This is a genomic window from Corynebacterium sp. HMSC071F07 (genome assembly GCF_001810285.1).
GTDB classification, from domain to species: Bacteria; Actinomycetota; Actinomycetes; order Mycobacteriales; family Mycobacteriaceae; genus Corynebacterium; species Corynebacterium simulans.
In genome coordinates, this window is record NZ_KV800684.1 from 1,012 (window position 1) to 25,738 (window position 24,727).

The window sequence follows — 24,727 nt, forward strand, 5'->3', positions numbered from 1 at the left end:
GCGGTGTCCTTGGCGTTGCTGACATATTTGCGCCACCAGTAGATGAGCAGAAGCACGATGATGGCAGCGGCAGCCAGGATGGCCCACATCCACCACTGCCAGTGAATACCAGAGCTGTTGAATGCGGCCTCGTCTTCCGGATCCATTGGCACTCGGTGGCCGGTGACGAGCAAGCGGTGGGTATTTACACCGTAGGGGGTGCAGGTAATGAGCGTAACGAGGTCCTGGCCAGACTCACGGTGAAGCGAGCTGGTGTCCGCAGGCTCGACGACCCGAATATCGTGCACCTCGTACTTGAGCTTCTCGCCGCCGGCGGCGATGTAGAAAGCATCGCCCTTCTTGACCTTGGTGAGGTTGTCCCACAGCGTGGCATTCTGTAGACCCGTGTGAGCAGAGAGCGCTGCGTGCCTGCCCTCGCCGTTCCCCACGCCACCGACAGGTAGGTCCGTGCCGTAGAGGTGGCCAGCGCCGCGGGAGAGTGCTTTTTCTGAGGTGCCGTGATAAATGGGCAGATCGGAATCAATAGAGGGGATGACGATGCGACCCATGGCATCGGTCTCCGACAGCACAGACAGGTATTGGCGGTAGCGCTGGTACTCGGGAGAGTTCTCGTCATCGGTGGTGGTCCAAGCGTCTTCCACACTGATTTGGCCCAGCTGGGCGTTGTAGGTCTGTGCCTCGTCCCACGCGGTGTGCAGTACCTCAGGCGGGGCTTGTTTCTCCAGCTTGGCGTATTCCTCCGCGGCGCGGGATTGGGTGTGGTTGTTCCACTGCGTGGCCACCACGGGGTAGAGCAAGACGCCGAGGCCGACGAGGATCAGAATTAACGCAATGATGGCGTTGGGGTTGACGCCCTTTTTCTTGGGTGCGTCGGTGTTTTCCGCTGGTTCGTGCTTGCCCATTGTGTCCTGCCTGTGTGGGGGTCTGTTGCCGCGCGTCCTAGGGGTTGACGTGGGGTACATAACGTGAGTGTTAGAACCTCAGACTAGATCGGAGAGAATCCGAAACTGTGCCTAGTCGCCGATAACGAAGCACAGGGCTTCATACCGATTTAGAGTGGCCTCATCGATGGCTAAGTTTTGATCAACCGCGCACAGTTCGCGGAGTTCATCGATTGTGCGGGGCGCAAGCTCTTGGAGTAGATGCTCACACTCAGCGCGAAGATCCGCTGTGGTTTTGGGCGTGAAGATAGGGGCTGTCATGGTCCATCCTGTAAGTATGAAATTAGTCCATGAACTGGGAAAATAAGTGGAGCCGACGACGGGAATCGAACCCGCGCCAGCAGCTTGGGAAGCTGCAGTTCTACCATTAAACTACGTCGGCGCAATGCATCTTGTGCATCGTCGTAAAGCTTAGCACCGCCGCCGCCTAAGGCCATAAAAGGCCCAGTGGGGAGGTAGACTATCAACCGTGCTTCTTTCTGATCGTGATATCCGTGCCGCCATTTCCGCTGATGCTCCCGAGCGTTTGAGCATCGACCCTTTCGACGCCGAGATGGTCCAGCCTTCCTCCATCGATGTGCGCTTGGACAAGTTCTTCCGCGTGTTTAATAACTCGCGCTATACGCATATTGACCCCAAGCAGGAGATGCCGGACCTCACCAGTGAGGTGGAGGTGGCCGAGGGTGATGCCTTCGTCCTACACCCCGGCGAGTTCGTGCTGGGCGCCACGCTGGAAAAGTTCACCTTGCCGGCCAACCTGGCAGGCCGCTTGGAGGGCAAGTCCTCCCTGGGTCGCCTAGGCTTGCTGACGCACTCCACGGCAGGCTTCATCGATCCGGGCTTCTCCGGACATATCACACTCGAGCTGTCCAACACCGCTAACCTGCCCATTTCGCTGTGGCCCGGGATGAAGGTGGGCCAGTTGGCTATCTTTAAGATGTCTTCGCCGGCGGAGGCTCCGTATGGTTCCGGCGCGCTGGGCTCGAAGTACCAGGGCCAGCGTGGACCGACGCCGTCGAAGTCCTATCTGAACTTCCGTTAAACTTTTCGTTCTCGCCGCGCGCTTCAGGTCAACCGCGCCTAAAATTCCCGGTTATGCGTATGACTGTGATTGGTACCGGCTACCTAGGTGCGACTCACGCCGCCTGTATGGCGGAGCTCGGCCACGAGGTACTCGGTGTAGATGTTGATGAAAGCAAGATTGAAGCTCTCAAGAACGGCCGCGTGCCGTTCTACGAGCCCGGCCTGCCGGAGGTACTCGAGCGCAACATCGAGGCCGGCCGCCTAGATTTTTCCACCAGCTATGACGACGCCGCGGAGTTCGCCAACGTGCACTTCCTCGGCGTTGGCACCCCGCAGGCCCACGGCTCCTACGCCGCGGATCTCACCTACGTGAAGTCTGTCATCACGGAGCTCGTACCGCGCCTCAAAGGCGAGCACGTCATCTTTGGTAAGTCCACCGTTCCCGTGGGAACTGCGGCGGAGCTGCAGGAGATGGCGAATGAGTTGGCCCAGGAGGGCAGCCACGTGGAAATCGCGTGGAACCCAGAGTTTCTGCGCGAGGGCTATGCAGTAAAGGACACCATCACTCCAGACCGCATCGTTTTGGGCGTGCGGGGCGGGCAGTCCCGCGGCGAGGCTGTAGCCCGTGAAGTCTATGCCAAGCCGTTGGCGCAGGATACGCCGTTTATTGTGACTGACCTGCAGACTGCCGAGCTGGTCAAGGTCTCTGCGAATGCGTTTCTGGCCACCAAGATTTCCTTCATCAACGCCGTGTCTGAAATCTGCGAGATTGCGGGCGCGGACGTCGTAAAGCTTGCCGATGCTATCGGTTACGACGAGCGCATCGGCCGTAAGTTCTTGGGCGCGGGTCTGGGCTTCGGCGGTGGCTGCCTGCCGAAGGATATTCGTGCGTTCATGGCACGTGCCGGCGAGTTGGGCGCGGACCAAGCGCTGACCTTCCTGCGTGAGGTCGATGCCATCAACATGCGTCGCCGTGACCGCACCGTGGACATGGCTAAAGAGGCCTTCCAAGGTTCGCTGTTAGGCCACCGCGTGACAGTTCTGGGATGCGCTTTCAAACCGAACTCTGACGACGTTCGCGATTCGCCAGCGTTGTCCGTGGCGGGCTCTTTGTCCTTGGCTGGCGCTGCGGTTACCGTCTATGACCCAGAGGGCATGGATAACGCCCGCAAGGTATTCCCTACGTTGAACTACGCCGCTGACTGTGAGGAAGCTCTGCGCGAGAGCGAGCTGGTTATTCTCGCCACCGAATGGCAAGAATTCCGCCAGCTGGACCCCGCCGAAGTGGCGGAGCTGGTCACCAACAAACACATCATCGACGGCCGCAACGTCCTCGACGTTGAGGCGTGGAAGCAGGCCGGCTGGACCATCGAGGCGCTGGGCCGCAGCCTCTAGCGAACGGACAGGGCGCTATTAGTAGCGTCAGGTTCGGGACCCGCCTCACGCTGCGGGATGGTCAGCGCTGCGATGAGAGTGGTGATGGGCACTGCTAGGGTCAGTGCCATTGCACCCACGGCGGAGCGCAGGAGCTCGGTGGCTACGAGGTCGCTGGAAAGAATCTGGCCCGCCGGGCGCTGAGCTGCTGTAATCAGCATGAGCAGCGGCACTGACGCGCCGGTATATGTGAGGACGATGGTGTAGACCATGGAAGCGATATGGTCGCGGCCGACCTTCATGGCGGACTTGAACAGATCCGCAGGGCCTGCTTCGGGGTTGAGCTCATTGAGCTCGCGGACGGTGGAGGCCTGCGCGATGGAGATATCGTTGAGGCTGCCCAGCGCGCCGATGATGAATCCGCAGAGCAGGACACCCACGATGGAAACTCCGGGCATGTAGAGCAGGAGCTTGAGGTTGTCTTCGGAGCTAAGTCCCTGCAGGCTCGTTGAGTTGATAGTGGAGCTGGCCAGGAAAGCCGCCAGCAGCAGGGCGATGAGTGCACCGCCCAAAGCAGAGGCGGACTTCCAGTTGAACCCGTGCACGAGTGGTACAACGATGAAGATGATGGCGGCGCTGGTTACCAATGCCAAGCCCAAGGGGTTTGTGCCCTCGACGAGAGCGGGAAGCAAGTAGAAGAATACGATTGCGAGCGAAATTGCCAGGCCAATGAGCGAGCGCAATCCGTGCCATGCCGCGAAAGCAATGATGACGATAGCGGCGATGATGGCCCAGAGGACGAGGTTGCCGCTGCGTTGATAATCGGCGAAGGCATAGTCTACGTCCCCGTTGGGGCCGGTGGCCTCGGAGAGCAGGATCTTGTCACCCTCCTGCAAGTCTGGGTCACCCGCGACGCCAAAGTGCACCAGCTGGGTCATCTTGCCTGCGTTGTCCCCGGAGGTGATATCGATGAGGGAGCGGGTGCAATCGCCACCTGGCTCCGCCGGAATGAGTGGTGGCTTGTCGAAGGCCTTGCCGGTCTGATCCGACTGGCAGATGGCGTGGTCGACAGTCTTGACCGTGCCCTCGGCCTGCGGGTGGTTCAGAGCGTAAGTCTGCGAGAACTCTGCGCTCGTGTGATCTACCGGAGAAGTGGTAGGGCGCAGGAAAATAGCGCCGATGATGGTTACAAGGACGGCCAGCGCAAGCCCGATAAGCAGCGCGAGACGCCACGGGGTTTGGTTCGTCGCTAAATAAAGGCGGCCTCCACTAGGAAAGGAGACCACCGGCTTGGAAGCCGTCGTGTGTTTGCCCATGCAGCTTATTGTGAACGATTGTCAGTTCAAATGGCAACTGCGCACAAAAATTGCAAACAAATACGAGGCCTTTCACTTAGAAAGGCGGCTTGAGCTACTGGCGGTAGCTGGCCAGGAAGTTGCCGAGGCGCTCGATAGCGTTTTCCAGCTGGGAAGCCCACGGCAGGGTAACCACGCGGAAGTGGTCCGGGTTTGGCCAGTTAAAACCAGTGCCCTGGACCATCAGGATCTTCTCCGAGCGCAGGATATCCAGCATCAGCTTGGAATCGTCGTGAATCTCGTAGACATTCGGATCCAAGCGTGGGAAGCAGTACAAAGCACCCATCGGCTTGGTGACGGAAACGCCCGGGATCTCGTTGAGCTTCTCGTAGGCCACGTTGCGCTGCTTGAGCAGGCGACCGCCCTCACCGGTGAGCCCGTAGATGGACTGGCGGCCGCCCAAAGCAACCTGAATTGCATGTTGTGCCGGAACGTTCGGGCACAGGCGGGTGCCCGCCAGTAGGTCGAGACCCTCGATGAAGCCGCGTGCATGGCTCTTCGGGCCGGTCAGAACCATCCAACCAGCGCGGTAACCAGCCACGCGATAAGCCTTGGAAAGACCGTTGAAGGTAATCGTCAGCAGATCCGGAGCGAGGGACGCGATCGAGATGTGCTTCGCGCCGTCGTAAAGAATGCGATCGTAAATCTCATCCGCCAAAATTAGCAGGTTGTACTCACGCGCTACGTCTACAATGCGCTGCAGAACCTCGCGGGAGTAGACGGCGCCCGTTGGGTTATTCGGGTTGATGACCACGATGGCTTTAGTCTTTTCCGTGACCTTCGCACGGATATCCTCGATCGAAGGATTCCAGTCATCCTCCTCATCACACAGGTAGTGCACCGGCGTACCGCCCGCTAGGGAGGTGGCGGCAGTCCACAAAGGGTAATCGGGGGCTGGGATGAGTACCTCGTCGCCATCGTTAAGCAGCGCCTGCGTGGTCATGGTGATGAGCTCAGAAACACCATTGCCCAGGTAGACATCGTTGACGTCGAAGTGCGGGAAGTCCTCCAGCTCGTAGCGGGTGACAATCGCGCGGCGTGCCGGAATGATTCCCTTCGACGTGGAATAGCCCTGGGAAGTCGGCAGCGCTGCGATCATGTCGCGCATGATGACGTCCGGGGCATCGAAACCGAATACGGCAGGATTGCCGGTGTTCAGCTTGAGGATGCTGTGGCCGTCGAGCTCCATGCGCTCCGCCTCCGCAGAGACCTCACCACGGATGTCATACGCGACGCCCTGAAGCTTGGTGGATTGGTCAAAAATGCGGTTGTTCGGTGTAGTCATGGAAAGTATTCTGCCACTTACAGACTATAAATGGGTCAACCGGCAGGCTTATTTTTTATTCCATTGCTCAAGCTTGCGCTTGGCCAGATTCATGGCCTCGCTGGTCAGCTCACCTGCTTGGCGGCGCCTCTCCGCCCACTGCGCTTGCTCCAAAGCCTTCTGCTGGGCGCGCTCTTGGGCCGTTAGCTGCAAAAGCTCGCGGCGGTGCTGGCGCTCAATCTTGCGCGGGGAGGGCTGGTGCCAGGACTTTGGGCCGATTTTGGCGACGTAGAGCATAATCCATAGCGCTGGGATGAGGAACAGTGCGCCCACGCCGCTGAGGAGAGCAATCGTGCCGGCGGTTTCGGAAACGACGAAGCAGGTGGTGGCGGCGAAGGTTAAGGCCATCGAGCCAATCAGCGCGGTGGCCAGGCGCGGCTTTTTGCCGGCTTTGTATGCACGCTCGACCTCGCCGCGGGAATAGACCTTGATTTCGGTGGCAGAAACCGCCGGGATGTCTGTGAACAAGGGGACCAACTCGCGGCGGGTGGTGGCGCGCATGACGTCGTCAGAGCGCTGCTCGAATTCCTCCATGCTGAGCCTGCCCTCGCCGACGGCGCGGGCGAGATCGTTGATGGCGTCCGTCTTCTCTGCGTCGGAAAGCCGCATTGAAGAGGAAGGATCGAAGGGCGAGGAACCGTAGCTGTGAGTCACAAATTCTACTATAGGAAAACTATTTGCCTTTGTGGTCAGCTGTTAGTGATCAGCTTTCTTCTGCTTCGATTCCGGCTGAGGTTTAGGCTCTGCGGGTTCGTTTTCTTGCTTGCCTTTGACCAAGCTAGATAAGAGCGGGAAGAGCGCTACAGTCAGCGCGCCACCGGCAACAAAGATAGAGGCGGTTTCGGTATCGACGATTTTGGAGCTGACCGCGATGGTCATGACAGCGACGATGATCGGAAGACCCGTGGCGGCGTAAAGGGCGACCTGCAGGCGCTCGCGGGTGGTTTCGATATCGGAGCCGGTGTGGTGGATGTTCTCACGCAGGAATACCGGCAGGCCGCGGGTGACCAGAATCAGCGCGGGGATGCCGATGACCTTGAGAGGGCTATTGGCGATGACGTGCCAATCGATGGCCATGCCGGAGACCACAAAGAAGACGGGGATCAGCATGGAATAGCAGACCACATCGAGGCGGGTTTCGAGGCGCTTGTGGAACTCGTCCGGAATGATCCGGTTGAGGATGATGCCTGCGGCGAAGGCACCGAGGACGATGTCGAGCTCGAAGACCGAGGTCACGGCCATGAGGATGGCCAGGATCAGGATGATGAGGCGGAGGATGGTTTGGTTTGTGGAACCTGCGCCGGAAAGGAACGCCGTCTTGAGCCACGGCACTGCGACGATGAGCGCGCGCGGCATGACCGCAACGACGACCGCGATGATGATGAAGGCCAGCAGAATTAGCATCGTGGTCAAGGTGGAGCGGGTACCGAGCAGCAGAGCCATGGCGGTAATCGGTGCGACCTCGCCGATGGCGCCGTGGATGACGACGGAATTGCCCACCTTGGTGCCGAGGAGCTTGTCCTGCTTGAGCATTGGGGTGATGGTGCCCAAGGCCGTGGAGGTAAGCGCGATGGCCATGACGATGGCACTCGGAATGTCATCGAGCAGGAAATAAGCACCCACGAGACATGCCACCATGCAGATAAACCAGGTGGAAAAGCCGGTGACGGCTTGTTTAGATTTCAGCGTCGCAAGATCGATTTCGAATCCCGCGAGGAGGAACAAAGCGCCGACGCCCAGCTCTTTGAGCATGCCGATACCAGGGTCCTCGTGTGCGAGGTCTAATACAGACGGGCCCAGGATCATGCCGAACAAGATAAGCAGTGCCACGGCGGGCATCTTGTTTTTCAGCATGAAAGAAACCAGTGGCGCTAGGAGGGCGGCGGCCATGATCCAAGCGAAGGAGACGAGGGACGGGGTGTAGTCAGCTTCCCCAGATGCGAGCACCAATGTGTCGGCGGCGCTAGTCGCGACATTAAGCATGTCAACAGCGTACGCGTCGAATCTTCCATGTGCCTATTCGGCGAAGCATGCGCCTTTTCCACCTAGTCCTGTCTATCTGCTGATAGCCCCTTTACTCGGCTCCTTTTATCAAGCTCCCCTTGCTGCCAAATGCCTTGATTTTCGGTTGATTCGGCTTTTAGTTACTCGATAAACAACCATTTGCAACGGACCGGATGACCGGGACCATTTGGCCAAAACGACGAAAGGGCAGCCTGGGTATCCCAGACTACCCTCGTTAATGACTAACCAGCTTTACTCTGACGCTGGCGGTTTCGGTGCCGCTGGCGGCTTGGGCGCTGCGGGTGGCTTGGGTGCTGCGGGTGGCTGTGGCGCTGTTGGCGGCTTTGGCGCGGCCGGTGGTTCAGGCGTGGCTGCCGCAGGTGGCTTTGGCGCAGTCGGTGCCGCAGGTGGCTGTGGCGCTGCTGGCGCCGGGGCACTAGGCGCCGCCGGCGCAGCTGGTGGTTTCGGAGCAGCCGCTGGGGGAGTAGGAGCACTCGGGGCCGTCGGTGCTGGAGCTGCAGGTGGTTGTGGTGCAGCCGGCGCGGCCGGTGGAGTTGGAGCTGGCGCCGAGGGAGCGGCAGGTGCGGCTGGTGCGGCGGGCGCCGAGGGAGCGGCAGGTGCAGCAGGAGCAACCGGGGTAGCCGGTGCGGGCGCAGCTGGCGCTGCAGGCACGGCCGGAGAAGGTGTAGAGGGCGCAGCTGGCGCTGCAGGCACGGCCGGAGAAGGTGTAGAGGGGGCAGCTGGGGTTGCGGAAGCGGCCGAAGCAGACGCAGCTGGGGCGGAATCGGCAGATGCTGGGCGCGCCGCGGAAGGCGCAGGCGTCTGGGAAGGTGCCTTGCGGCGGATTGGCGTGCCGAGGAACGCCTTCGGCCGCGGCTCGGGGAGGGCGCCGTCGGCGTCGGCGACGGAAGCGCGGAGCATGAGGGCAACGTCGGTGACGGCAGGTGCAGCGGACGCTGCTGCAGAACCGGGGGCGTCGGCAAGCGCTTTAACGCCGCCGGTGAACATGACGTTGCAGAATGGACAACCCGTGGCAATCTCCTCCGCGCCGGTGGCGATGGCCTGCTCCGCACGGAACTCGTTGATGCGGGTGCCTAGCTTTTCCTCCATGAACATGCGTGCGCCGCCAGCGCCACAGCAGAAGGCCTCGTCGCGATTTCGGTCCATCTCACGGAGGGAAACGCCAGTGGCTTCCAGCAGCTCACGCGGCGGATCGAAGACCTTGTTGTGGCGGCCCAAGAAGCACGGATCGTGGTAGGTAATCGGCTTGCGGTTTTCCGGCGTACGCGGGATCGGCTTGAGCAGCCCCTCACGCACTAGGCGGTTAAGCAGCTGGGTGTGGTGGAAGACGTCGAAGTGCCCATCGAAATCTGGGTACTCGTTGCGCAGCGTGTTGAAGCAGTGCGGGCAGGTGGTGATGATCTTGCGCTGGCCTTCCGGAACGCCTTCGAAAGCGTTGTTTAGGGTCTCAACGTTTTGCTGCGCCATCATCTGGAACAGGAACTCGTTGCCAGCACGGCGCGCGGGATCGCCGGTGCAGGTCTCACCAGTAGAAAGCACGCCGAACTTCACGCCCGCCGTGTGCAGCAGGTCCACCACGGCGCGGGTGGTCTTGCGGCCCTGTTCGTCGTAGGCACCGGCGCAGCCGACCCAGAACAGGTACTCCATGTCGGCAAAGTCCGTGGCGTCCTCGCCGATGATAGGCACCTCGATGCCGTCGGCGCGTGCCTCATCGATCCAGGCGCGGCGCTCAGAGTTATTGCGGCCCCACGGGTTGCCCTTGGTCTCAATGTTTTTGAACAGTCCGGTCAGCTCAGAGGGGAAGTCGGATTCCGCCAAGACCTTGAAGCGGCGCAGGTCAGCGATGTGGTCGATGTGCTCGATGTCGGTCGGGCACTGGTCCACGCAGGCGCCGCAGTTGGTGCAGGACCAGAGGACGTCGTCGTCAATAGCGTTTGCCATTGCCAACACGTTGACGCCCTCGTGCGGGTTGTAGTTCTCGACGGCGGCATCGCGCATGTCCATCACGAACTTCTTCGGACTCAGCGGCTTCTCGGTGTTCCACGCCGGGCAAAGGTCCTGGCAGCGGCCGCACTCGGTGCACGAGGTGGTATCGAGCAGCATCTTCCAGCTGCCGGGGGCGATGTCTTCTTCGAGGTCCGGGGTCGGAAGGGAGCCGAGTGCCTTGTCGCCGCTGACGTTGCGCTGGAAGAAGATGTTGAAAAACGCCATGAAGCGGTGCCACATGACGCCCCAGGTGAAGTGGCGCGAAATCAGGAAGATGAAAATCAGGCCGGTAAGCAGCTTGAACAGCGCGAAGAAGGACACCAGCGCTGGCGAGGCGGGAAGCAGCTTGGCCAGGTGGATGGAAAGGAAATCCGCCCACGGGGAGCCGTGGCCAAACGCCGCGATTTTCGACGCCTTGACCAGCAGCATTCCAAGCCCCTCCAGGAAGACCACGGCCTCGACGATGCGGGCAGGGCCTGGCTGGGAGTTGTAGAAACGGGAGCCGCGCTCGGTGTGTCCATACTTGAGGCGAACGCCGATGAGGAAGCTAATGCCCACAACGGTGGCGATACCGAGGACCTCTTCGATGAAGTGATAGACCGACCAATGCGATAGCAGCGGCCAGCCTCGCGACGGCGCGAAGGTCTGGATATAGGCTTCAAACCAGACGAGGATGCCGAAGAGGAATCCCACCATGACTGCCCAGTGCGCCGCGTTGACGAAGGGGCGGCCCTTGAAGTGCGTGTGGCCGAATACTTCCACCACGACCCGCCACAGGCGCTTGCCTAGGTGGTCGAAACGCTGCAGCAGAGTTGGCCCGCCGGAGCGAATGAAAGCGAACATGCCCCATGCGCGGTACGCAAAGTAGCCCCACACGGGGATCGAAACGAGGATGGCTAGCCAACCGAAGACGGCTGTCATTTCACGGACTCCTTATAAAGTTGCGCGCAGATATAAACAGCCTAAACGGTGGGCGCGCAAAGATGGGAGTCGGTATTCATCGCGGTTTCGAACCGAGCCCAGCCGGCAAACGCGAGGCACAGCTTTTCGACGCACTCGCCGAAAGGCTAGTCCTCTTCGGCGAACTGCGCCTGATTAAGCCGCCAGTAGGCGCCTTCGCGGGCAAGCAGCTCGGCGTGGGTGCCTTGCTCGACGATGCGGCCTTCCTCCATGACGAGGATGAGGTCCGCATCCCGGATGGTGGAAAGACGGTGGGCGATGACGAAGGAGGTGCGGTCGGCGCGCAGCGCATTCATCGCGTGCTGGACGAGCATCTCGGTGCGGGTATCCACAGAGGAGGTGGCCTCGTCGAGGATGAGCAACGCCGGCTGGGCCAGGAAGGCGCGTGCGATGGTGATAAGTTGGCGCTCGCCAGCAGAGATAGCGCCGGCGTCTTGGTCGATGAGTGTGTCGTAGCCATCGGGCAAAGCGCGCACGAAGCGGTCCACGTAGGTGGCCTTTGCTGCTTCGATGACCTCCTCGTCGGTGGCATCTAGGCGGCCGTAGCGGATGTTTTCCATGATGGTGCCCTCAAAGAGCACAGCGTCCTGGAGCACCATGCCCACCTGCGAGCGCAGTTCGGTGCGCGACATTTCGGCGGTGTCATTGCCATCGATAGTGATGGTGCCGGAATTCAGCTCGTAGAAGCGCATGATGAGGTTGACCAGCGTGGTCTTGCCCGCGCCGGTAGGCCCGACGATGGCGGCGGTCTGGCCCGGCTCAACGCGCAGGTTGAGATCCTCGATGAGCGGCTTGTCTTCCGAGTAGGAGAAGTCCACGCCGCGGAACTCCACCAAGCCCCGCGCGCGGCCTTCGAAGTGCGAGGTCGCGGTGTCCGGGCGCTGTTCCTCAGCGTCGAGGAATTCGAAGACGCGCTCGGCGGAAGCAACACCGGATTGGATTTGCTGCATCATGCCGCCCAGCTGGCCCAGCGGCTGGTTGAACTCGCGGGAGTACTGAATGAAGGCTTTTGCGCCACCCAAGGTGAGCTGGCCGTGGGCCACGCGCAGCGCGCCCATCACGGCGATGACCACGTAGGACAGATAAGAGATGAACTGCATGACCGGCATCATCATGCCGGAGAGGAACTGCGCTTGCGATGCAGATTTATAAAGCTCCTCATTGCGCTCATCGAATTCTTCGGTCATGGCGTCCATGCGGCCATAGACCAAGGCGAGGTCGTGCCCGGAGAAGGCCTCTTCCACCTGGCCGTTGAGTTGGCCGGTGGCACGCCACTGGGTGGCGAATTGCTTCTGCGAGCGCGCGCCGATGACACCAATGACGATGCCGGTCAGCGGCAGCGAAAGCAGGGCCACCAGTGCGAGCTGCCAAGACACGGAGAACATCATGACGGTAATGCCCACCACCATGAGCAGGTCGTAGAAGACCTGCGAGACCGCTTGCTGGAGCGCGGTCTGGATATTGTCGGCGTCGTTTGTCGTGCGCGAGAGCAGGTCGCCGCGGGAGTTGGTGTCGAAGTAGTTCAGCGGCAGCGCGTTGACCTTGGCCTGGATGCGTTGGCGCAGGTCATAGACCGCGCGCATCACCAATGAGTTGAGAATATGACCCTGCCACCACTGGAAGAGCGCGGAGACCAAGTACATCGCGATGACGATGGTGATGATGCGGCCCAATTGCGTGAAGTCGATGCCCAGGCCTGGGCGCAGGTCCATGGCGGAAGCCATGTCCGCGAAGGTGTCCTTGCCTTCCGCCCGCAGGCCCTCGATGACCTGCTCCTCGCTGGTGCCCGCCGGCAGCTGCTTGGAAAGCACGCCGGCGAAGATGACGTCGGTTGCCTTGCCCATCACCTTCGGTGCGTAGACCGCGAGGAATACGCAGACGATGTTCATCAATGCGATGATGATAAGCCGCGATTTGAAGGGCATGAGCAGCCCGAACAAGCGCTTCGCGGAAGGCCAGAATGCCTTAGCCTTGCGTGGGGCGTTGCCGGACCAATCGTCCCCGGCGGTCTTGGCTTCGAGTTCGTGGAGCTCTTCTTCGGTCATGCCGTGCGCATCTTGTGCAGTGCTTGCCATTACTGCTCACCTTCTACTGGTGTGGCTTGAGAATCGACGATTTCCTTATAAGTTTCAGAGCCTTCGACCAGCTCGGCGTGGGTGCCACGGGCAACGATGCGGCCGGCTTCCATGACCAGGATTTGGTCGGCGTCCATGATGGAGGACACGCGCTGGGCGACGACCATCATCGTGGCGTCGGCAAGCAGCGGGCTCTCGTGCAGGGCCTGACGTACGTTCGCGTCGGTGACCACGTCGAGGGCAGAGAAGGAGTCGTCGAAGAGCAGCACCTTCGGTCGCGCAACGAGCATGCGCGCGATGGATAGGCGCTGGCGCTGGCCGCCGGAGACGTTCGTTCCGCCTTGGGAAATGGGCATGTCCAGGCCCTTTTCGTCCCTTTCCACGAAGTTTGCTTGGGCGATGCGCAGCGCTTCCCACAGCTCCTCGTCGGTGGCTTCAGGGCGGCCGAGGCGCAGGTTAGAAGCCACGCTTCCGCTAAACAGGTAGGGCTTTTGCGGCACGAGGGACACGCGCTTGACGATGTCCTGGCGGTTCATGCGGGAGACATCCGCGCCGTCGAGAAGCACCTGGCCCTCGGTGGGCAGATACAAACGCGGAATCAGGTGCAGCAAGGTCGACTTGCCGGAGCCGGTGGAGCCGATGATGGCGGTGGTCTGGCCGGGCCGGGCAGTGAAGGAGATGTCGTGGAGGACCGGGGCGTCGGCGCCGGCGTAGGTGAATGTGACGTCACGGAACTCGACGACGCCGTCGTTGCGCTCCGGCGTCACGTTCTTCGCAGGCTCGGCGATGGAAGGCTCGTGCTCCAGTACCTCGGTGATGCGCTTAGCGCAGATAATGGCGCGGGGCAGCATCATGGCCATGAACGTGCCCATCATGACGGCGGCGAGGATTTGCAGCAGGTATTGCAAGAACGCGGTCAGCGCGCCGACTTCCACAAGGCCCTCATCCACGCGGTGGCCACCGAACCACAGCACGGCGCCGGTAGCGACGTTGAGGATGACAGTGATGATGGGGAACATCAGGACGAAAATCTGGCCGATCTTCAAGGAAAGCTGCGTGAGATCGTGGTTGGCCTTGGTGAAGCGCTCGGTCTCGTGGGCCTCGCGGACGAAGGCGCGCACGACACGAATGCCCACGATTTGTTCGCGGAGGGTGCCGTTTAGGGAATCGAGTTTGTCCTGCATGCTGTGGAAAAGCGGCATGAGCTTGGCGATGAGCGCGGAAATCACGCCGAGGAGAACCGCCACGGCGACCCAGACCAACCAGGACAATCCGGCATCCTCGCGCACCGCCATGACGATGCCGCCGATGGACATGATGGGTGCGGCCACCATGAAGTCCAACATCATCAGGTAAACCATCTGCACCTGCTGGACGTCGTTCGTGCCGCGCGTGATGAGGGTGGGCGTGCCGTAGTGGCCCATGTCCTCGGCGGAGAAACGAGCGACGCGGCGAAAGACCTCGCTGCGCAGGTCGCGGCCGACGCCCATGGCGGTGCGGGCTCCAAACCACACGGCGGCGACGGCGGTAATGACTTGGGCGAAAGCTACGGCGAGCATGATGCCGCCGGTGTGCCAGATATAGTCGATGTCCACCTTGACCACGCCGTTGTCGATGATGTCAGCGTTGAGCGAGGGCAGATACAAGGTGGCGGCGGTGGATAGTGCTTGGAGCACAATGACTGCAAGCACGAAGCCACCATAGGGTTTTGATCGAGAGACCAGAATGCGAACTAACTCCACTAGACCGACCTTTACTTAAGAATTGAAATTAACTCGGTCGAGTCTAATGCGAATGTGAAGAATGTGACTAGCCGCGTGCAGGTGGTATCGGCTGAATCAAGTTTGAGTGCTAAAAGCAGACTGGCGCAAGTTGCGCGCGGCGGGTGACGGTGGCCCAGTCTTCGGGCTGCTCGGTGGGCTGGCACAGACGAGGTCCACGCACATGCCGGCGCCGATGAGCCTTTCAGCTGTGGATAGCGCCGCCGGGCCATCGCCGACGATTGCGACACGCTGCATGGAAACCTCCTTGGTTTATTGTTTATAGACCGTGTTGTCTAATAATCTAGTCCGAGCTGTTCAGTTCTGGCAATTTTTATTCTTGCATTGCCCCAAGCTCATCGGCCTATTCACGTGCTCAGCGCGCAGTTTCTTCTGCACGAATGCGCCGCCTTGCCTAAAGTGAGTCGGCATGACCCAATCGTTAAACCTGCTGGACGGCGACAAGCCCTACCGCGACCCCAGCATTAGCCCGGAAGGCACGCGCGATACCGCGCCGCTCAACCAAGATATTGCCGCGAAAAACGAGCGCCTTGTCGATGAATGGGCGGACAAGCTCTATGCAGAATCCGCCGAAAACATCATGGCGTGGGCTGCAGAGCACGCGCCGGGCCGGCTGGCAGTGACGATGTCGATGGAAAACACGGTGCTGGCGGAGCTCGCGCACCGCGCACAGCTGGACGCAGACCTGCTCTTTATCGACACTGGCTGGCACTTTCCGGAGACGTTGGCTGTGGCCAACGAGGTTGAGGAGCGCTATGCGGATCTCCCCCTTGTCCGCGTGAAACCGCTGCTGAGCCCGGAGGAACAGGACGAAATCTATGGTCCGAGGCTATATGCACGTGATACCAGCGCATATAACCGTATGCGCAAAGTGGAACCGCTGAACATAGCGATGGATCCATACGTTGGTTGGGTGACCGGTCTGCGCCGCGCGGATTCTGAACATCGCGCCACGGCCCCAGCGCTGAGCCTGGACCAGCACGGAAGGTTAAAGATTTCGCCGATGATTACCTGGGATTTGGAAGATACGGATCGCTATATTGCGGACAATGATCTGATTATCCATCCCTTGACGCTGAAAGGCTATCGCTCTATCGGCTGTGCGCCTTTGACCTTCCCGGTGGGTAAGGGCGAGGACGCTCGTTCCGGCAGGATTTTTGGAGACGGCAAGACAGAATGCGGGTTGCACGAATGACACAGAAAAACACACTTTCGCCCCACTTAAAGGACTTGGAAAATGAGTCCATCCACATCCTGCGCGAGGTAGCAGGCCAGTTCGATAAGGTCGGCCTGCTTTTCTCCGGCGGCAAGGATTCCGTGGTGGTCTTCGAATTGGCGCGCCGTGCTTTTGCGCCGGCGGTGGTGCCTTTCGAGCTTTTGCACGTTGATACCGGGCATAACTTCCCGGAGGTCATCGAATTCCGTGACCGCTTGGTTGCTGAGACCGGTGCGCGCCTGCACGTGGCTAAGGTACAAGATTGGATTGACCGCGGCGAGCTGCAGGAACGCCCTGATGGTACACGCAATCCGCTGCAGTCGGTGCCGCTGGTTGAAACCATCGCGCAGCGCCAGTACGATGCCGTGCTGGGCGGCGCCCGCCGCGACGAGGAGCGGGCGCGTGCGAAGGAACGCATCTTCTCCATCCGCGATTCCTTTGGCGGCTGGGATCCGCGCCGCCAGCGCCCAGAGCTGTGGGATCTCTACAACGGCGGCAAGATGGCCGGTGAGAACGTGCGCGTCTTCCCAATCTCCAACTGGATCGAGTCCGATATCTGGGAGTACATCGGCGCACGCGAGCTGCAGCTTCCTTCCATCTATTACTCCCACGAACGCGAGCTGTTCAATCGCAATGGCATGTGGCTGTGCCCAGGCGAGTGGGGCGGCCCGCGCGAGGGCGAGGAGCTTAAAAAGAAGACCGTGCGTTATCGCACCGTGGGCGATATGTCCTGCACTGGCGCCGTTGAATCCACGGCCTCGACCCCGGAGGAAATCCTGGCGGAGATTTCCGTTTCCACCCTGTCCGAGCGCGGCGCGACCCGCGCGGATGACAAACTTTCTGAATCCGCCATGGAAGACCGCAAGAAGGAAGGCTACTTCTGATGACTAATTCTTCACTCGTCGAACGCCTCACCACCCGCGAGACGCTGCGCCTGTGCACTGCGGGTTCTGTGGACGACGGTAAGTCCACCTTCGTTGGCCGCCTTCTTTATGACACCAAGTCTGTGCTGGCGGACCAGGTAGAATCCATGGAACGCTCCTCGGCGGATCGCGGTTTCGACGGCATGGATTTGAGCTTGCTTGTCGACGGCCTGCGTGCCGAGCGCGAGCAGGGCATCACGATCGATGTGGCCTACCGCTACTTTGCGACGGACAAGCGCACCTTCATCTTGGCGGATACCCCGGGCCATGTGCAGTACACACGCAACACGGTCACCGGCATGTCTACCTCCCAGGCAGTGGTGCTGCTTATCGACGCCCGACACGGCGTCGTCGAGCAGACGCGTCGCCACCTGAACGTGGCTGCGCTGCTGGGCGTGCGCCACGTGATTCTTGCAGTCAACAAGATTGACCTGGTGGATTATGATGAGGCGACGTTCCGCGCGATTGAGGCGGAGTTCGGTGAGATTGCACGTCGCCTGGGAATTACAGATTCCACGGTCATCCCGATTTCCGCGCTGAAGGGCGATAACGTCGTGGAGAAATCCGCGTCGATGCAGTGGTACACCGGCTCGACGGTGCTGGAAACCCTTGAGACCATCCCGGTGGCCGGTGGCCGCGCGGAGGAGCTGGATTTCCGTTTCCCCATTCAGCACGTGATTCGCGAGCATGCCTCTGACTACCGCGGCTACGCGGGACGCATCAAGGCGGGCACGGTTGCGGTCGGTGACGAGGTGACCGCGCCGCATGGTCGGACGACGACGGTCACTCACATCGACACCACCGACGGGGAACTTGGCCCCGAGGAGCGCGCGACCGCCGGTGATTCGGTGGTGCTGCGTTTGGCCGATGAAATTGACCTAACTCGTGGTGACCTGCTGGCGGGCAGCGCCCGCCCGGCCGATGTCCGTGAGTTTGCTGCGACTGCGGTGGTGCTCACAGAAAAGGACATCACGCCGGGGCAGATGCTCAAGCTGCGCTATGGAACCTCGCTGGTCAAGGCCCGCGTGGCATCGGTAGACCGCATCCTGGACTTGGATGGTGTGGCTGACGATGAGGCGCCGGAGAAGGCGAGCCTCAACGATATCGCGTACATCACCGTGCAAACGCAGGCTGAGCTGCCTGTTGAAGGCTACGCGGCGCGCGGCGCGGTGGGTAACTTCTTGCTCATCGACCAGGCCAATGGCAACACTCTGGCCGCGGGCTTCGTGGGCAAGCGCCTGCGCGGCTAAGGCTTCACCGGTGTAACGGTAGAATTCTTTAATGTGATTGATTACAGCGCCCGCATTCTGTTTGTTGCTGCCGTCGATAAAGAAGCAGCCGCTCTTCCGGAAGGCACGCCTTTACTCGTTACGGGGATTGGTGCTCTGCCTGCGGCAATTTCGCTCACTGAGTACCTCACCGTCGCGCGTGAGGAGGGTACTTTGCCGGAGCGCGTGGTCAACATCGGCACGGTGGGCGCGCTGCGCGATGGGCTGGATGGAGTCTATGAGGTTGATCGCGTGGTCAAACACGACTTTCAGCTCAAAGTGTTAAGCGATATCTCCCGTTACCTGCTGCCTGCGGTTATTGAGCTTCCCACGAGCGGCAAGTTCCCGGCTCAGGGCCTGGCCACTGGTGACATGTTTGTTTCTGACACCGCCACTCGTGACCGCTTGGCTGTCGACTCTGGACTTTGTGACATGGAGGGCTACGCCATCGCCGCAGTGTGTCAGCGTTTCGGCGTACCAGTCACCCTGTTGAAGCAAGTATCTGACCCAGCTAACGAGTCCTCCGTTGGCGCCTGGGATGATGCGCTTCCGCGAGCAGCACATGAGCTAGCTGATGCTGTGCGGGAATTGGGCTTTCTACCGCGCTCCTAGCTCGGCGGAGTTGGGGCCGGTGCAATTTGGCCCGACCTTAGATGGCCCGACCCCAAATGGTGAGGAACAAATGGTGAGGTCACGCAACATGCGCCCCAGCAGGTAACTGTAGCCGCAGGAGTTGTGGGGCGACCTCACCATTTGGAGAGCGGGGCCGCGAAGAGGACTAAGCGGAAGCCTTCGGCGCAATCATGTTGTAGAGCTCGCGGACCTTGGCGCGTGGGGAATCCGGGTCGAGTTTCTCCACGGATCGGGCGGCGTCGAGCTCTGGGCTGCTGCCGGAAGCATCGATGTGGGCTTCGGAGTCTTCCTTCTGCTTCTGCAGGCGGGCCTTGCGCTTCGGCTTCGGGGCACCGGTGACAATCTCCGCCTCGTTCGGGTCAACTTCACCAGCGCGAATGGCGGTAACCAGCGCCTGGTAACGGAAGGTGACGCCAATGGTCGCCGCCACCGGCACCGCGAGGAATGCGCCGATAATGCCAGCCAGCGCAGAGCCCACCGTGACAGACAGAAGGATGACCGCAGCGTGCAGGCCCATAGCCTTGGACTGCAGGATCGGCTGTAGGACATTGCCCTCAATCTGCTGGACTGCAACGACCACGAGCAGGGCAAGCAGTGCGGTTGTCAGGCCGTGGGAAACCAGGGCCACGATAACGGCGAGGGCACCGGCGGTAATCGCACCGACCAGCGGAATGAAGCTCGCGAAGAAAGTCACGACACCGATGACGAATGCCAGCGGTACCTGCAGGACCATGAGGCCGAGGCCGATGAGAACGGCATCGACAAGCGCGACGGTGGCCTGGGCCTGGATGTAGCCCGAGAGCGTCTTCCAAATGCGGTTGCACAGCTCAGTCATGTGCCAACCGGCTGGGAATCCGGTGTATTTGCGCATCCACGGTAGGAACTTCTCGCCTTCCTTAATAAAGAAGAAGGTCAGGAAGAGCATGATGACGATGGTCACCACGATGGAGCTGACCGTGGAGAAGCCGCTCATGACGCCGGTGGCGATGTTGGAGGCTTGGCCCTTAACCGCGTTGGTTACATCATCGATGAGTTGCTGAACCTTGGTCTCATCAATATCGACAGGGAGCTTCTCGCCGAGCTTGATGAGCTCGTCGATGCCGCCTTGGGCCTGGTGGATTAGGTCCTGGCTCTGGTTTTTCACGGTCGGCGCCATTGCGGCGAAGATGCCGGTGACGATGGCGAAGAAGCCTAGCAGAGTCGTGGCAGCGGCCAGCGCGCCGGGGAAGCGCAGCTTCGTGCGCATCCATGCGGTCACAGGGTAGAGGACCGTGGCGACCAAGACGGCCAGGATGACTGGCAGGAGGCCAGTCCACAGGAATTTCAGCAGGTAACCAGCAATGGCCGCAGCCGCGACGATGAGGATAAAGCGGCCAGAGGCCTTTGCCAGCGTGCGGAAATCTTTTGCTAAGACCTCCGTCTTCAGGTCCTCGCGAATCGGCTTCGGCGCATCGGAGCCCACGCCCTCGGCGTCATTGCTGACGAGTGGCTGCGGTAGCCGGTGCTCGGCATTCTCGGCGCCCTGTGGGACTGCCACGGAGTCTTTTGCAGATGAGGCAGATGTATCTTTGGAATTCACTTGACCTATCTTGCCATATAAATACATCTGCCCGTCTCCTAAAAGTGCAGGAGACGGGCGATTGCCACGCAGCCACGGTTAGCGGCTGGTGGCGGCTGGGCGCTGGGCTAGCGCTCGATGCCGGCGACGGAGCGGATGATGCCGAAGCGGTGCATGGTCACCGATACGGCCTGCTCCAGGAGGTAAGGCAGCAGCTCACGACGGCCGTCGGCCAGAACTGGCTGGTCAAGAATGACGGAGTTGGACTCCACGGCTGCCTCGCGAGCGGTGTCCGCGACGGCGCCCAGCGTGCGTACACGAGCAGACTCGGCGCGGGAGAGCTCGGATGCGAAGGCAGCATCGGAAAGCTGGCGCACCTCGATGCCCAGGACCGCGAGCTGCTCTGCGACGGCCGGGGTAGCGGAGAACTCCACCTTGGTTCCGGTGACTGCGGCGGCGAGCACCTGGCGGATGACGTCGCGCAGTGCGAAGCCTTCGCCGATGCGCACGCGCAGCTTGCCCAGCAGCGGTACGTAGCGGAAGATGTTCGCCTCCGAAATCAGGCCGGTGCGGTCATGGTCGCGGCCGAATTCTTCCATCCAGGCCAGCTGGTCGAGCTCGGCGGCGCGCCAGAGCCATTCGACGTCGGCGTCGGAAAGCGCGGCGCGGCTTGCCAGGTTACGCAGCTCGTTGGCCACCGCCGTTGGGACGTCGACCTCGCGTGGGCGCAGCTCGCCGTCTGCCCAGGAGCCCATCTGCGGCACGTAGTTCGGGCCGCCTGCCTTGGCGCCTGGGCCCATGACGGACTTCTTCCAGCCTCCGAAGGACTGACGCTGGACAATGGCGCCGGTGATGCCGCGGTTGACGTAGGCGTTGCCGACCTCGACGTTGTCGATCCAGTACTGGATCTCATCGTCGTCGAGGGAGTGGATGCCGCCGGTCAGACCGTAGCCGGTGGAGTTCTGCCACTCGATGGCTTGCTCGAGGGTTTCGGCGTGCATGATGCCGAGCACTGGGCCGAAGCACTCGTTGAGGTGGAACCAGGAGCCCGGCTTCACACCATCGCGGATGCCTGGGGACCACAGGGTGCCTTCCTCATTGAGCTTTTCCGGCTTGAGCAGCCAGCTCTCGCCCGGCTCCAGCTGGGTGAGACCGCGCAGCAGCTTCTCGCTTGGTGCCTCGGCCAGGCCGTTCATGGTGGTGGTGATGTCATAGCCTGGGCCTACCTTGAGGGTGCGCACGGCGTCGAGAAGCTGGTCGCGCAGGCGCTCGGAAGTGCCGGCGGCGCCGACGAAGATGACCAGGGAGGAAGCAGAGCACTTCTGACCAGAGTGGCCGAATGCGGAGAGATAAAGATCCGCAATAGCCAGGTCAGGGTCCGCAGCCGGGGTGATGATAAGCGCGTTCTTGCCGGAGGTCTCCGCCATGAGGTTCATCTCTGGACGCCAGGAGCGGAAGAGCTTGCCGGTATCGGACGCGCCGGTCAGGATGACAGCGTCGACATCCGCGTGGGAGATGAGAGCCTTGCCTGCTTCGCCCTCATCGGTGAGCACGAGCTGGACGAGGTTGCGGTCGAGGCCGTGCTCCTCCAACGCGGCGTGTACGCACTCGACTGCCACCTTGGCACAGTGGACAACCTGTGGCGCCGGCTTGATGATGACGGCGGAACCCGCAGCTAGGGCGGAGAGCATGCCGCCTACCGGAATAGCGATAGGGAAGTTCCACGGTGGGGTGACCACGGTGACGCGGTTCGGGGTGAACTTAGAGCGTGCCTCATCGAGCAGGCGAGCAGAGTGTGCGTAGTAGACGGCGAAGTCGATGGCCTCAGAGATTTCTGGGTCGGTCTGCGTGATGGTCTTGTTGGCCTCGTAGGCTGCGACGTTGATGAGACGGGAGCGGGTAGCCGCCAGCTTGTCTGCCACGGTCTCGAGGACGGCAGCGCGCTCTGCGCCGGGCTTGGCGCCCCACGCGTCGGCAAGCGAAGAGGCGGTGGCAACTGCCGCGTTCACGGCCTCCGGATCGGTGACCTCGTCGATGCCGTGGTGGCCTGGGTCCTGGCTCAGCAGCTTATGCGCCCACTCGCGGTTGGCTTCCAGGGCTGGGTCGGTGTCCGGCTCGTTGGTGAAGCGGCCACCGCGTGGGGCCTGGCGGCCTTCACCCGCAGCCTCTTCTTCGATTCGGTTCTGGGTACGCTCTGGGCCGGCGAAGGTCTCCCAGCGGTTTTCTACTGCCGCGCGGAAGTGAGCTTCCTGCTGCTCAATTGGGGTGCCGGCACGCTTGTTGCCACGGGAATCGCGCTCCGGTTCATCCGGCGCGAACAGCGCGTAGAGGAAGTTCTGGCTGGCGGAGTTCTCCTCCAAGCGGCGGACTAGGTAAGACACGGCGACGTCGAAGTCCTCCGCGTGGACGACCGGGGTGTAGAGAATCTGACGGCCCTCGTAGACCTCGCGGACTGCAGCCTGCTGTGCCGGGGACATGCCCTGCAGCATCTCGGAGTCGAGCATGTGCAGTACGCCGCGGGCGTTGCCGAGCTCGTAGCCCAAAGCAGCGGTGAACAGATTGTGGGTAGCAACGCCGACGCGTACGGAGTCGGCGAACTCTTCGCGCACGATGTAATCCAGCAGGCGGTAGTAGTTCGCATCCACGTCTGCCTTGTCGGTGTAGGTAGCAACCGGCCAGCCATGGACCTCACCCTGGACGTGCTCCATGGACAGGTTCGCGCCCTTCACGATGCGGACCTTGACCTTGGCGCCGCCGGTTGCCACGCGCTCCTTGGCAAACTCCGCTACTTCCTGCAGGGCCTCGAAGGTATCTGGCAGGTAAGCCTGCAAGACGATGCCAGCTTCTAGGTTCTTGAATTCCGGCTCGGAGAGCAGCTCCTTGAACAGGCGGATGGTCAGGTGAAGGTCGTGGTACTCCTCCATATCCAGGTTGATGAATACGTTAGGAGAGCGCTTGACGGCCTCTTCATACAGTGGGCGCAAGCGCTCCTTCAGGCGCTCGACGGAACCATCGATGTCCCATGGGTTGAGCTGGGCCACCATGGAAGAAGCCTTGACGGAAACGTAGGTGACCTTTGGGTTCTTGATCAGGTCAAGCGTGCGCTTTGCACGGGAGCGGGCCTCGTCCTCGCCCAGAACTGCCTCGCCCAGCAGGTTGAGGTTGAGGTGCTCACCGGATTCGGCTGCCTTATCCAGCATCTTGTCCAAGGACTCGGACTCAGCGTCCAAAACGAGGTGGCCTACCATCTGGCGCATGCGCAGGCGTGCCAGCGGCATGACCAGGTTCGGCAAAATGGGGCCAAAGAAACCACCCATGCCAACCAGGGTGCCGTTGATAAGGCCTAGGAAGGCTGGGTCGAATCGCTGGGTGATCTTCTTCAGTGCGTTGGCTGCGACCTTATCGTCTTCCGGGCGCATGACTCGGTCGACGAAGTCCATGGTGAATGCGACGCCTTCAGAGTCGCGGAGCAGCTGGGCCAGCTGCTCGGTTCCCTTATCCTGTTCGCCTTCGCTGGCACGCAGCCAGGAATGGGCGCGGGTAACGGCCGCGTCGACGCAGGCCTCGACGTCGCCGGATTCAGGAAGGCGGGTGTGTGCAGAAGTTGTCATAAGCAGTGTGTACCTCAGGTGAATACCTGGCGCTTCCACGCGCTTTTAAATAGATCGGGGCCTTTTTAAAGACAGATGTGCAAAAGCTATCTGCGCGAGGAAAGCGTCCAGAGCCGGTTTGATTACTTAATTTCAAGAAGTTGAAAGTGCGGTCTCTAGCGCAGCGTCTGCGCACAATGCACCGGTGGGCGGTCACCCTGGCGACGGGTACGAGAATGATTTGAATTCATCGCAACCGTCCTTTCCAAATGTTTCCGCACCAATTGCCCTTCCACTCCGCCAGCGCCTGCCAGCGCCTTTAAAATCCCCGCCGGTAACTGCGAAAATTCGCGTATTCGGGCAGGCGAGAACTTAAGAGGAAAGGGAGTGTGTAGGAGTCAGCTTGGTGAGCTGGATTAAATAAAGTGCGAACCTGTGATCGGTATCGCTAATCGAAAATTAGCGGTCGAAAGGCAGGTTGGTCAAGAGGGGGGGAGTAAGGGGGTAGAGAAATCTTTTCCACCTATAGTCCAAATAGATTTTGGGCCGTTCAACTGGGGGAATATAGAAAATTTCAAAAAAGTTGAGCGAAGTGGGAACAACTTTGGGTTAAGCGCGGTTGAAGAGGTTGAGTGGATCGCGCTCAGGTTCTTGTAGCAAACACCGAAACTTCTGTTAGAGTGGCGCAAGAGCCA

Annotated in this window: 17 protein-coding genes and 1 tRNA gene; 6 read left to right on the forward strand and 12 right to left on the reverse strand. The window is 60.9% G+C overall.

Annotated elements, in window-relative coordinates; all coding sequences use genetic code 11:
- Window positions 1-902, reverse strand: a 902-nt coding sequence (locus HMPREF2724_RS01320) for a class C sortase (protein WP_070586788.1), incomplete at its 3' end; no start/stop codon positions are given.
- 347 nt (window positions 903-1,249) lie between these two features.
- Window positions 1,250-1,323, reverse strand: a tRNA-Gly gene (locus HMPREF2724_RS01330).
- Window positions 1,324-1,410: 87 nt separating this feature from the next.
- Here HMPREF2724_RS01330 and dcd point away from each other — a divergent pair.
- Window positions 1,411-1,983, forward strand: a complete 573-nt coding sequence (gene dcd / locus HMPREF2724_RS01335) for a dCTP deaminase (protein ID WP_062036915.1) — start codon at window positions 1,411-1,413, stop codon at window positions 1,981-1,983.
- 53 nt (window positions 1,984-2,036) lie between these two features.
- Entirely contained in the window at window positions 2,037-3,359 is a 1,323-nt protein-coding gene (locus HMPREF2724_RS01340; RefSeq protein WP_062036918.1) for a UDP-glucose dehydrogenase family protein, read from the forward strand.
- On the opposite strand, the gene HMPREF2724_RS01345 is transcribed toward HMPREF2724_RS01340, so the two are convergent.
- From HMPREF2724_RS01345 to HMPREF2724_RS13045, 8 genes are all read right to left on the reverse strand, one after another.
- Window positions 3,356-4,654: a YibE/F family protein gene (locus tag HMPREF2724_RS01345; protein ID WP_083306066.1), complete on the reverse strand. Its 1,299-nt coding sequence runs from the start codon at window positions 4,652-4,654 to the stop codon at window positions 3,356-3,358. The two genes, HMPREF2724_RS01340 and HMPREF2724_RS01345, sit on opposite strands and share 4 nt — an antisense overlap.
- A 94-nt stretch (window positions 4,655-4,748) precedes the next feature.
- On the reverse strand, window positions 4,749-5,978 hold the full coding sequence (locus tag HMPREF2724_RS01350; RefSeq protein ID WP_061924969.1) for a pyridoxal phosphate-dependent aminotransferase: 1,230 nt from the start codon (window positions 5,976-5,978) through the stop codon (window positions 4,749-4,751).
- 48 nt (window positions 5,979-6,026) lie between these two features.
- On the reverse strand, window positions 6,027-6,671 hold the full coding sequence (locus HMPREF2724_RS01355) for a DUF1707 SHOCT-like domain-containing protein (protein WP_339018849.1): 645 nt from the start codon (window positions 6,669-6,671) through the stop codon (window positions 6,027-6,029).
- Window positions 6,672-6,713: 42 nt separating this feature from the next.
- Window positions 6,714-8,000, reverse strand: a complete 1,287-nt coding sequence (locus tag HMPREF2724_RS01360; RefSeq protein WP_061924966.1) for a cation:proton antiporter — start codon at window positions 7,998-8,000, stop codon at window positions 6,714-6,716.
- A 273-nt stretch (window positions 8,001-8,273) separates the two neighbouring features.
- Window positions 8,274-10,949: a (Fe-S)-binding protein gene (locus tag HMPREF2724_RS01365; protein ID WP_070586789.1), complete on the reverse strand. Its 2,676-nt coding sequence runs from the start codon at window positions 10,947-10,949 to the stop codon at window positions 8,274-8,276.
- A 146-nt stretch (window positions 10,950-11,095) separates the two neighbouring features.
- Entirely contained in the window at window positions 11,096-13,063 is a 1,968-nt protein-coding gene (locus tag HMPREF2724_RS01370) for an ABC transporter ATP-binding protein (protein WP_070586791.1), read from the reverse strand.
- Window positions 13,063-14,805: an ABC transporter ATP-binding protein gene (locus HMPREF2724_RS01375; protein ID WP_061924961.1), complete on the reverse strand. Its 1,743-nt coding sequence runs from the start codon at window positions 14,803-14,805 to the stop codon at window positions 13,063-13,065. Before HMPREF2724_RS01375 ends, HMPREF2724_RS01370 begins: the two co-directional genes overlap by 1 nt.
- 96 nt (window positions 14,806-14,901) lie before the next feature.
- On the reverse strand, window positions 14,902-15,081 hold the full coding sequence (locus HMPREF2724_RS13045) for a hypothetical protein (RefSeq protein WP_070432267.1): 180 nt from the start codon (window positions 15,079-15,081) through the stop codon (window positions 14,902-14,904).
- Window positions 15,082-15,253: 172 nt separating this feature from the next.
- Between HMPREF2724_RS13045 and HMPREF2724_RS01385 the strand changes: the two genes are divergently transcribed.
- From HMPREF2724_RS01385 to HMPREF2724_RS01400, 4 genes are read left to right on the forward strand one after another with little or no spacing between them, the layout of a single operon-like run.
- Entirely contained in the window at window positions 15,254-16,039 is a 786-nt protein-coding gene (locus tag HMPREF2724_RS01385; RefSeq protein WP_070432268.1) for a phosphoadenylyl-sulfate reductase, read from the forward strand.
- Window positions 16,036-16,944: a sulfate adenylyltransferase subunit CysD gene (gene cysD, locus HMPREF2724_RS01390; protein ID WP_070432269.1), complete on the forward strand. Its 909-nt coding sequence runs from the start codon at window positions 16,036-16,038 to the stop codon at window positions 16,942-16,944. Before HMPREF2724_RS01385 ends, cysD begins: the two co-directional genes overlap by 4 nt.
- Window positions 16,944-18,233: a sulfate adenylyltransferase subunit 1 gene (locus HMPREF2724_RS01395; RefSeq protein ID WP_070432270.1), complete on the forward strand. Its 1,290-nt coding sequence runs from the start codon at window positions 16,944-16,946 to the stop codon at window positions 18,231-18,233. The genes cysD and HMPREF2724_RS01395 overlap by 1 nt, the downstream gene beginning before the upstream one ends.
- A gap of 33 nt (window positions 18,234-18,266) precedes the next feature.
- Complete coding sequence (locus HMPREF2724_RS01400) at window positions 18,267-18,863, forward strand: nucleosidase (RefSeq protein ID WP_070586793.1); 597 nt, start codon at window positions 18,267-18,269, stop codon at window positions 18,861-18,863.
- A gap of 166 nt (window positions 18,864-19,029) precedes the next feature.
- On the opposite strand, the gene HMPREF2724_RS01405 is transcribed toward HMPREF2724_RS01400, so the two are convergent.
- A complete protein-coding gene (locus HMPREF2724_RS01405) occupies window positions 19,030-20,463 on the reverse strand; it encodes an AI-2E family transporter (RefSeq protein ID WP_246818179.1) in 1,434 nt (477 codons plus the stop codon).
- A 107-nt stretch (window positions 20,464-20,570) separates the two neighbouring features.
- Window positions 20,571-24,053 carry a proline dehydrogenase family protein gene (locus tag HMPREF2724_RS01410; RefSeq protein ID WP_070586797.1) on the reverse strand — a complete coding sequence of 1,161 codons (3,483 nt, stop codon included), beginning with the start codon at window positions 24,051-24,053 and terminating at the stop codon, window positions 20,571-20,573.
- Window positions 24,054-24,727 lie beyond the last annotated feature (674 nt).

Bases quoted from the DNA above. Each gene is read 5' to 3' on its own strand.
- HMPREF2724_RS01340 (WP_062036918.1), top strand. From the start codon at position 2,037: ATGCGTATGACTGTGATTGGTACCGGCTACCTAGGTGCGACTCACGCC.
- HMPREF2724_RS01345 (WP_083306066.1), bottom strand. From the start codon at position 4,654: ATGGGCAAACACACGACGGCTTCCAAGCCGGTGGTCTCCTTTCCTAGT.
- HMPREF2724_RS01350 (WP_061924969.1), bottom strand. From the start codon at position 5,978: ATGACTACACCGAACAACCGCATTTTTGACCAATCCACCAAGCTTCAG.
- HMPREF2724_RS01360 (WP_061924966.1), bottom strand. From the start codon at position 8,000: ATGCTTAATGTCGCGACTAGCGCCGCCGACACATTGGTGCTCGCATCT.
- HMPREF2724_RS01365 (WP_070586789.1), bottom strand. From the start codon at position 10,949: ATGACAGCCGTCTTCGGTTGGCTAGCCATCCTCGTTTCGATCCCCGTG.
- HMPREF2724_RS01370 (WP_070586791.1), bottom strand. From the start codon at position 13,063: ATGGCAAGCACTGCACAAGATGCGCACGGCATGACCGAAGAAGAGCTC.
- HMPREF2724_RS13045 (WP_070432267.1), bottom strand. From the start codon at position 15,081: ATGCAGCGTGTCGCAATCGTCGGCGATGGCCCGGCGGCGCTATCCACA.
- HMPREF2724_RS01385 (WP_070432268.1), top strand. From the start codon at position 15,254: ATGACCCAATCGTTAAACCTGCTGGACGGCGACAAGCCCTACCGCGAC.
- cysD (WP_070432269.1), top strand. From the start codon at position 16,036: ATGACACAGAAAAACACACTTTCGCCCCACTTAAAGGACTTGGAAAAT.
- HMPREF2724_RS01395 (WP_070432270.1), top strand. From the start codon at position 16,944: ATGACTAATTCTTCACTCGTCGAACGCCTCACCACCCGCGAGACGCTG.
- HMPREF2724_RS01410 (WP_070586797.1), bottom strand. From the start codon at position 24,053: ATGACAACTTCTGCACACACCCGCCTTCCTGAATCCGGCGACGTCGAG.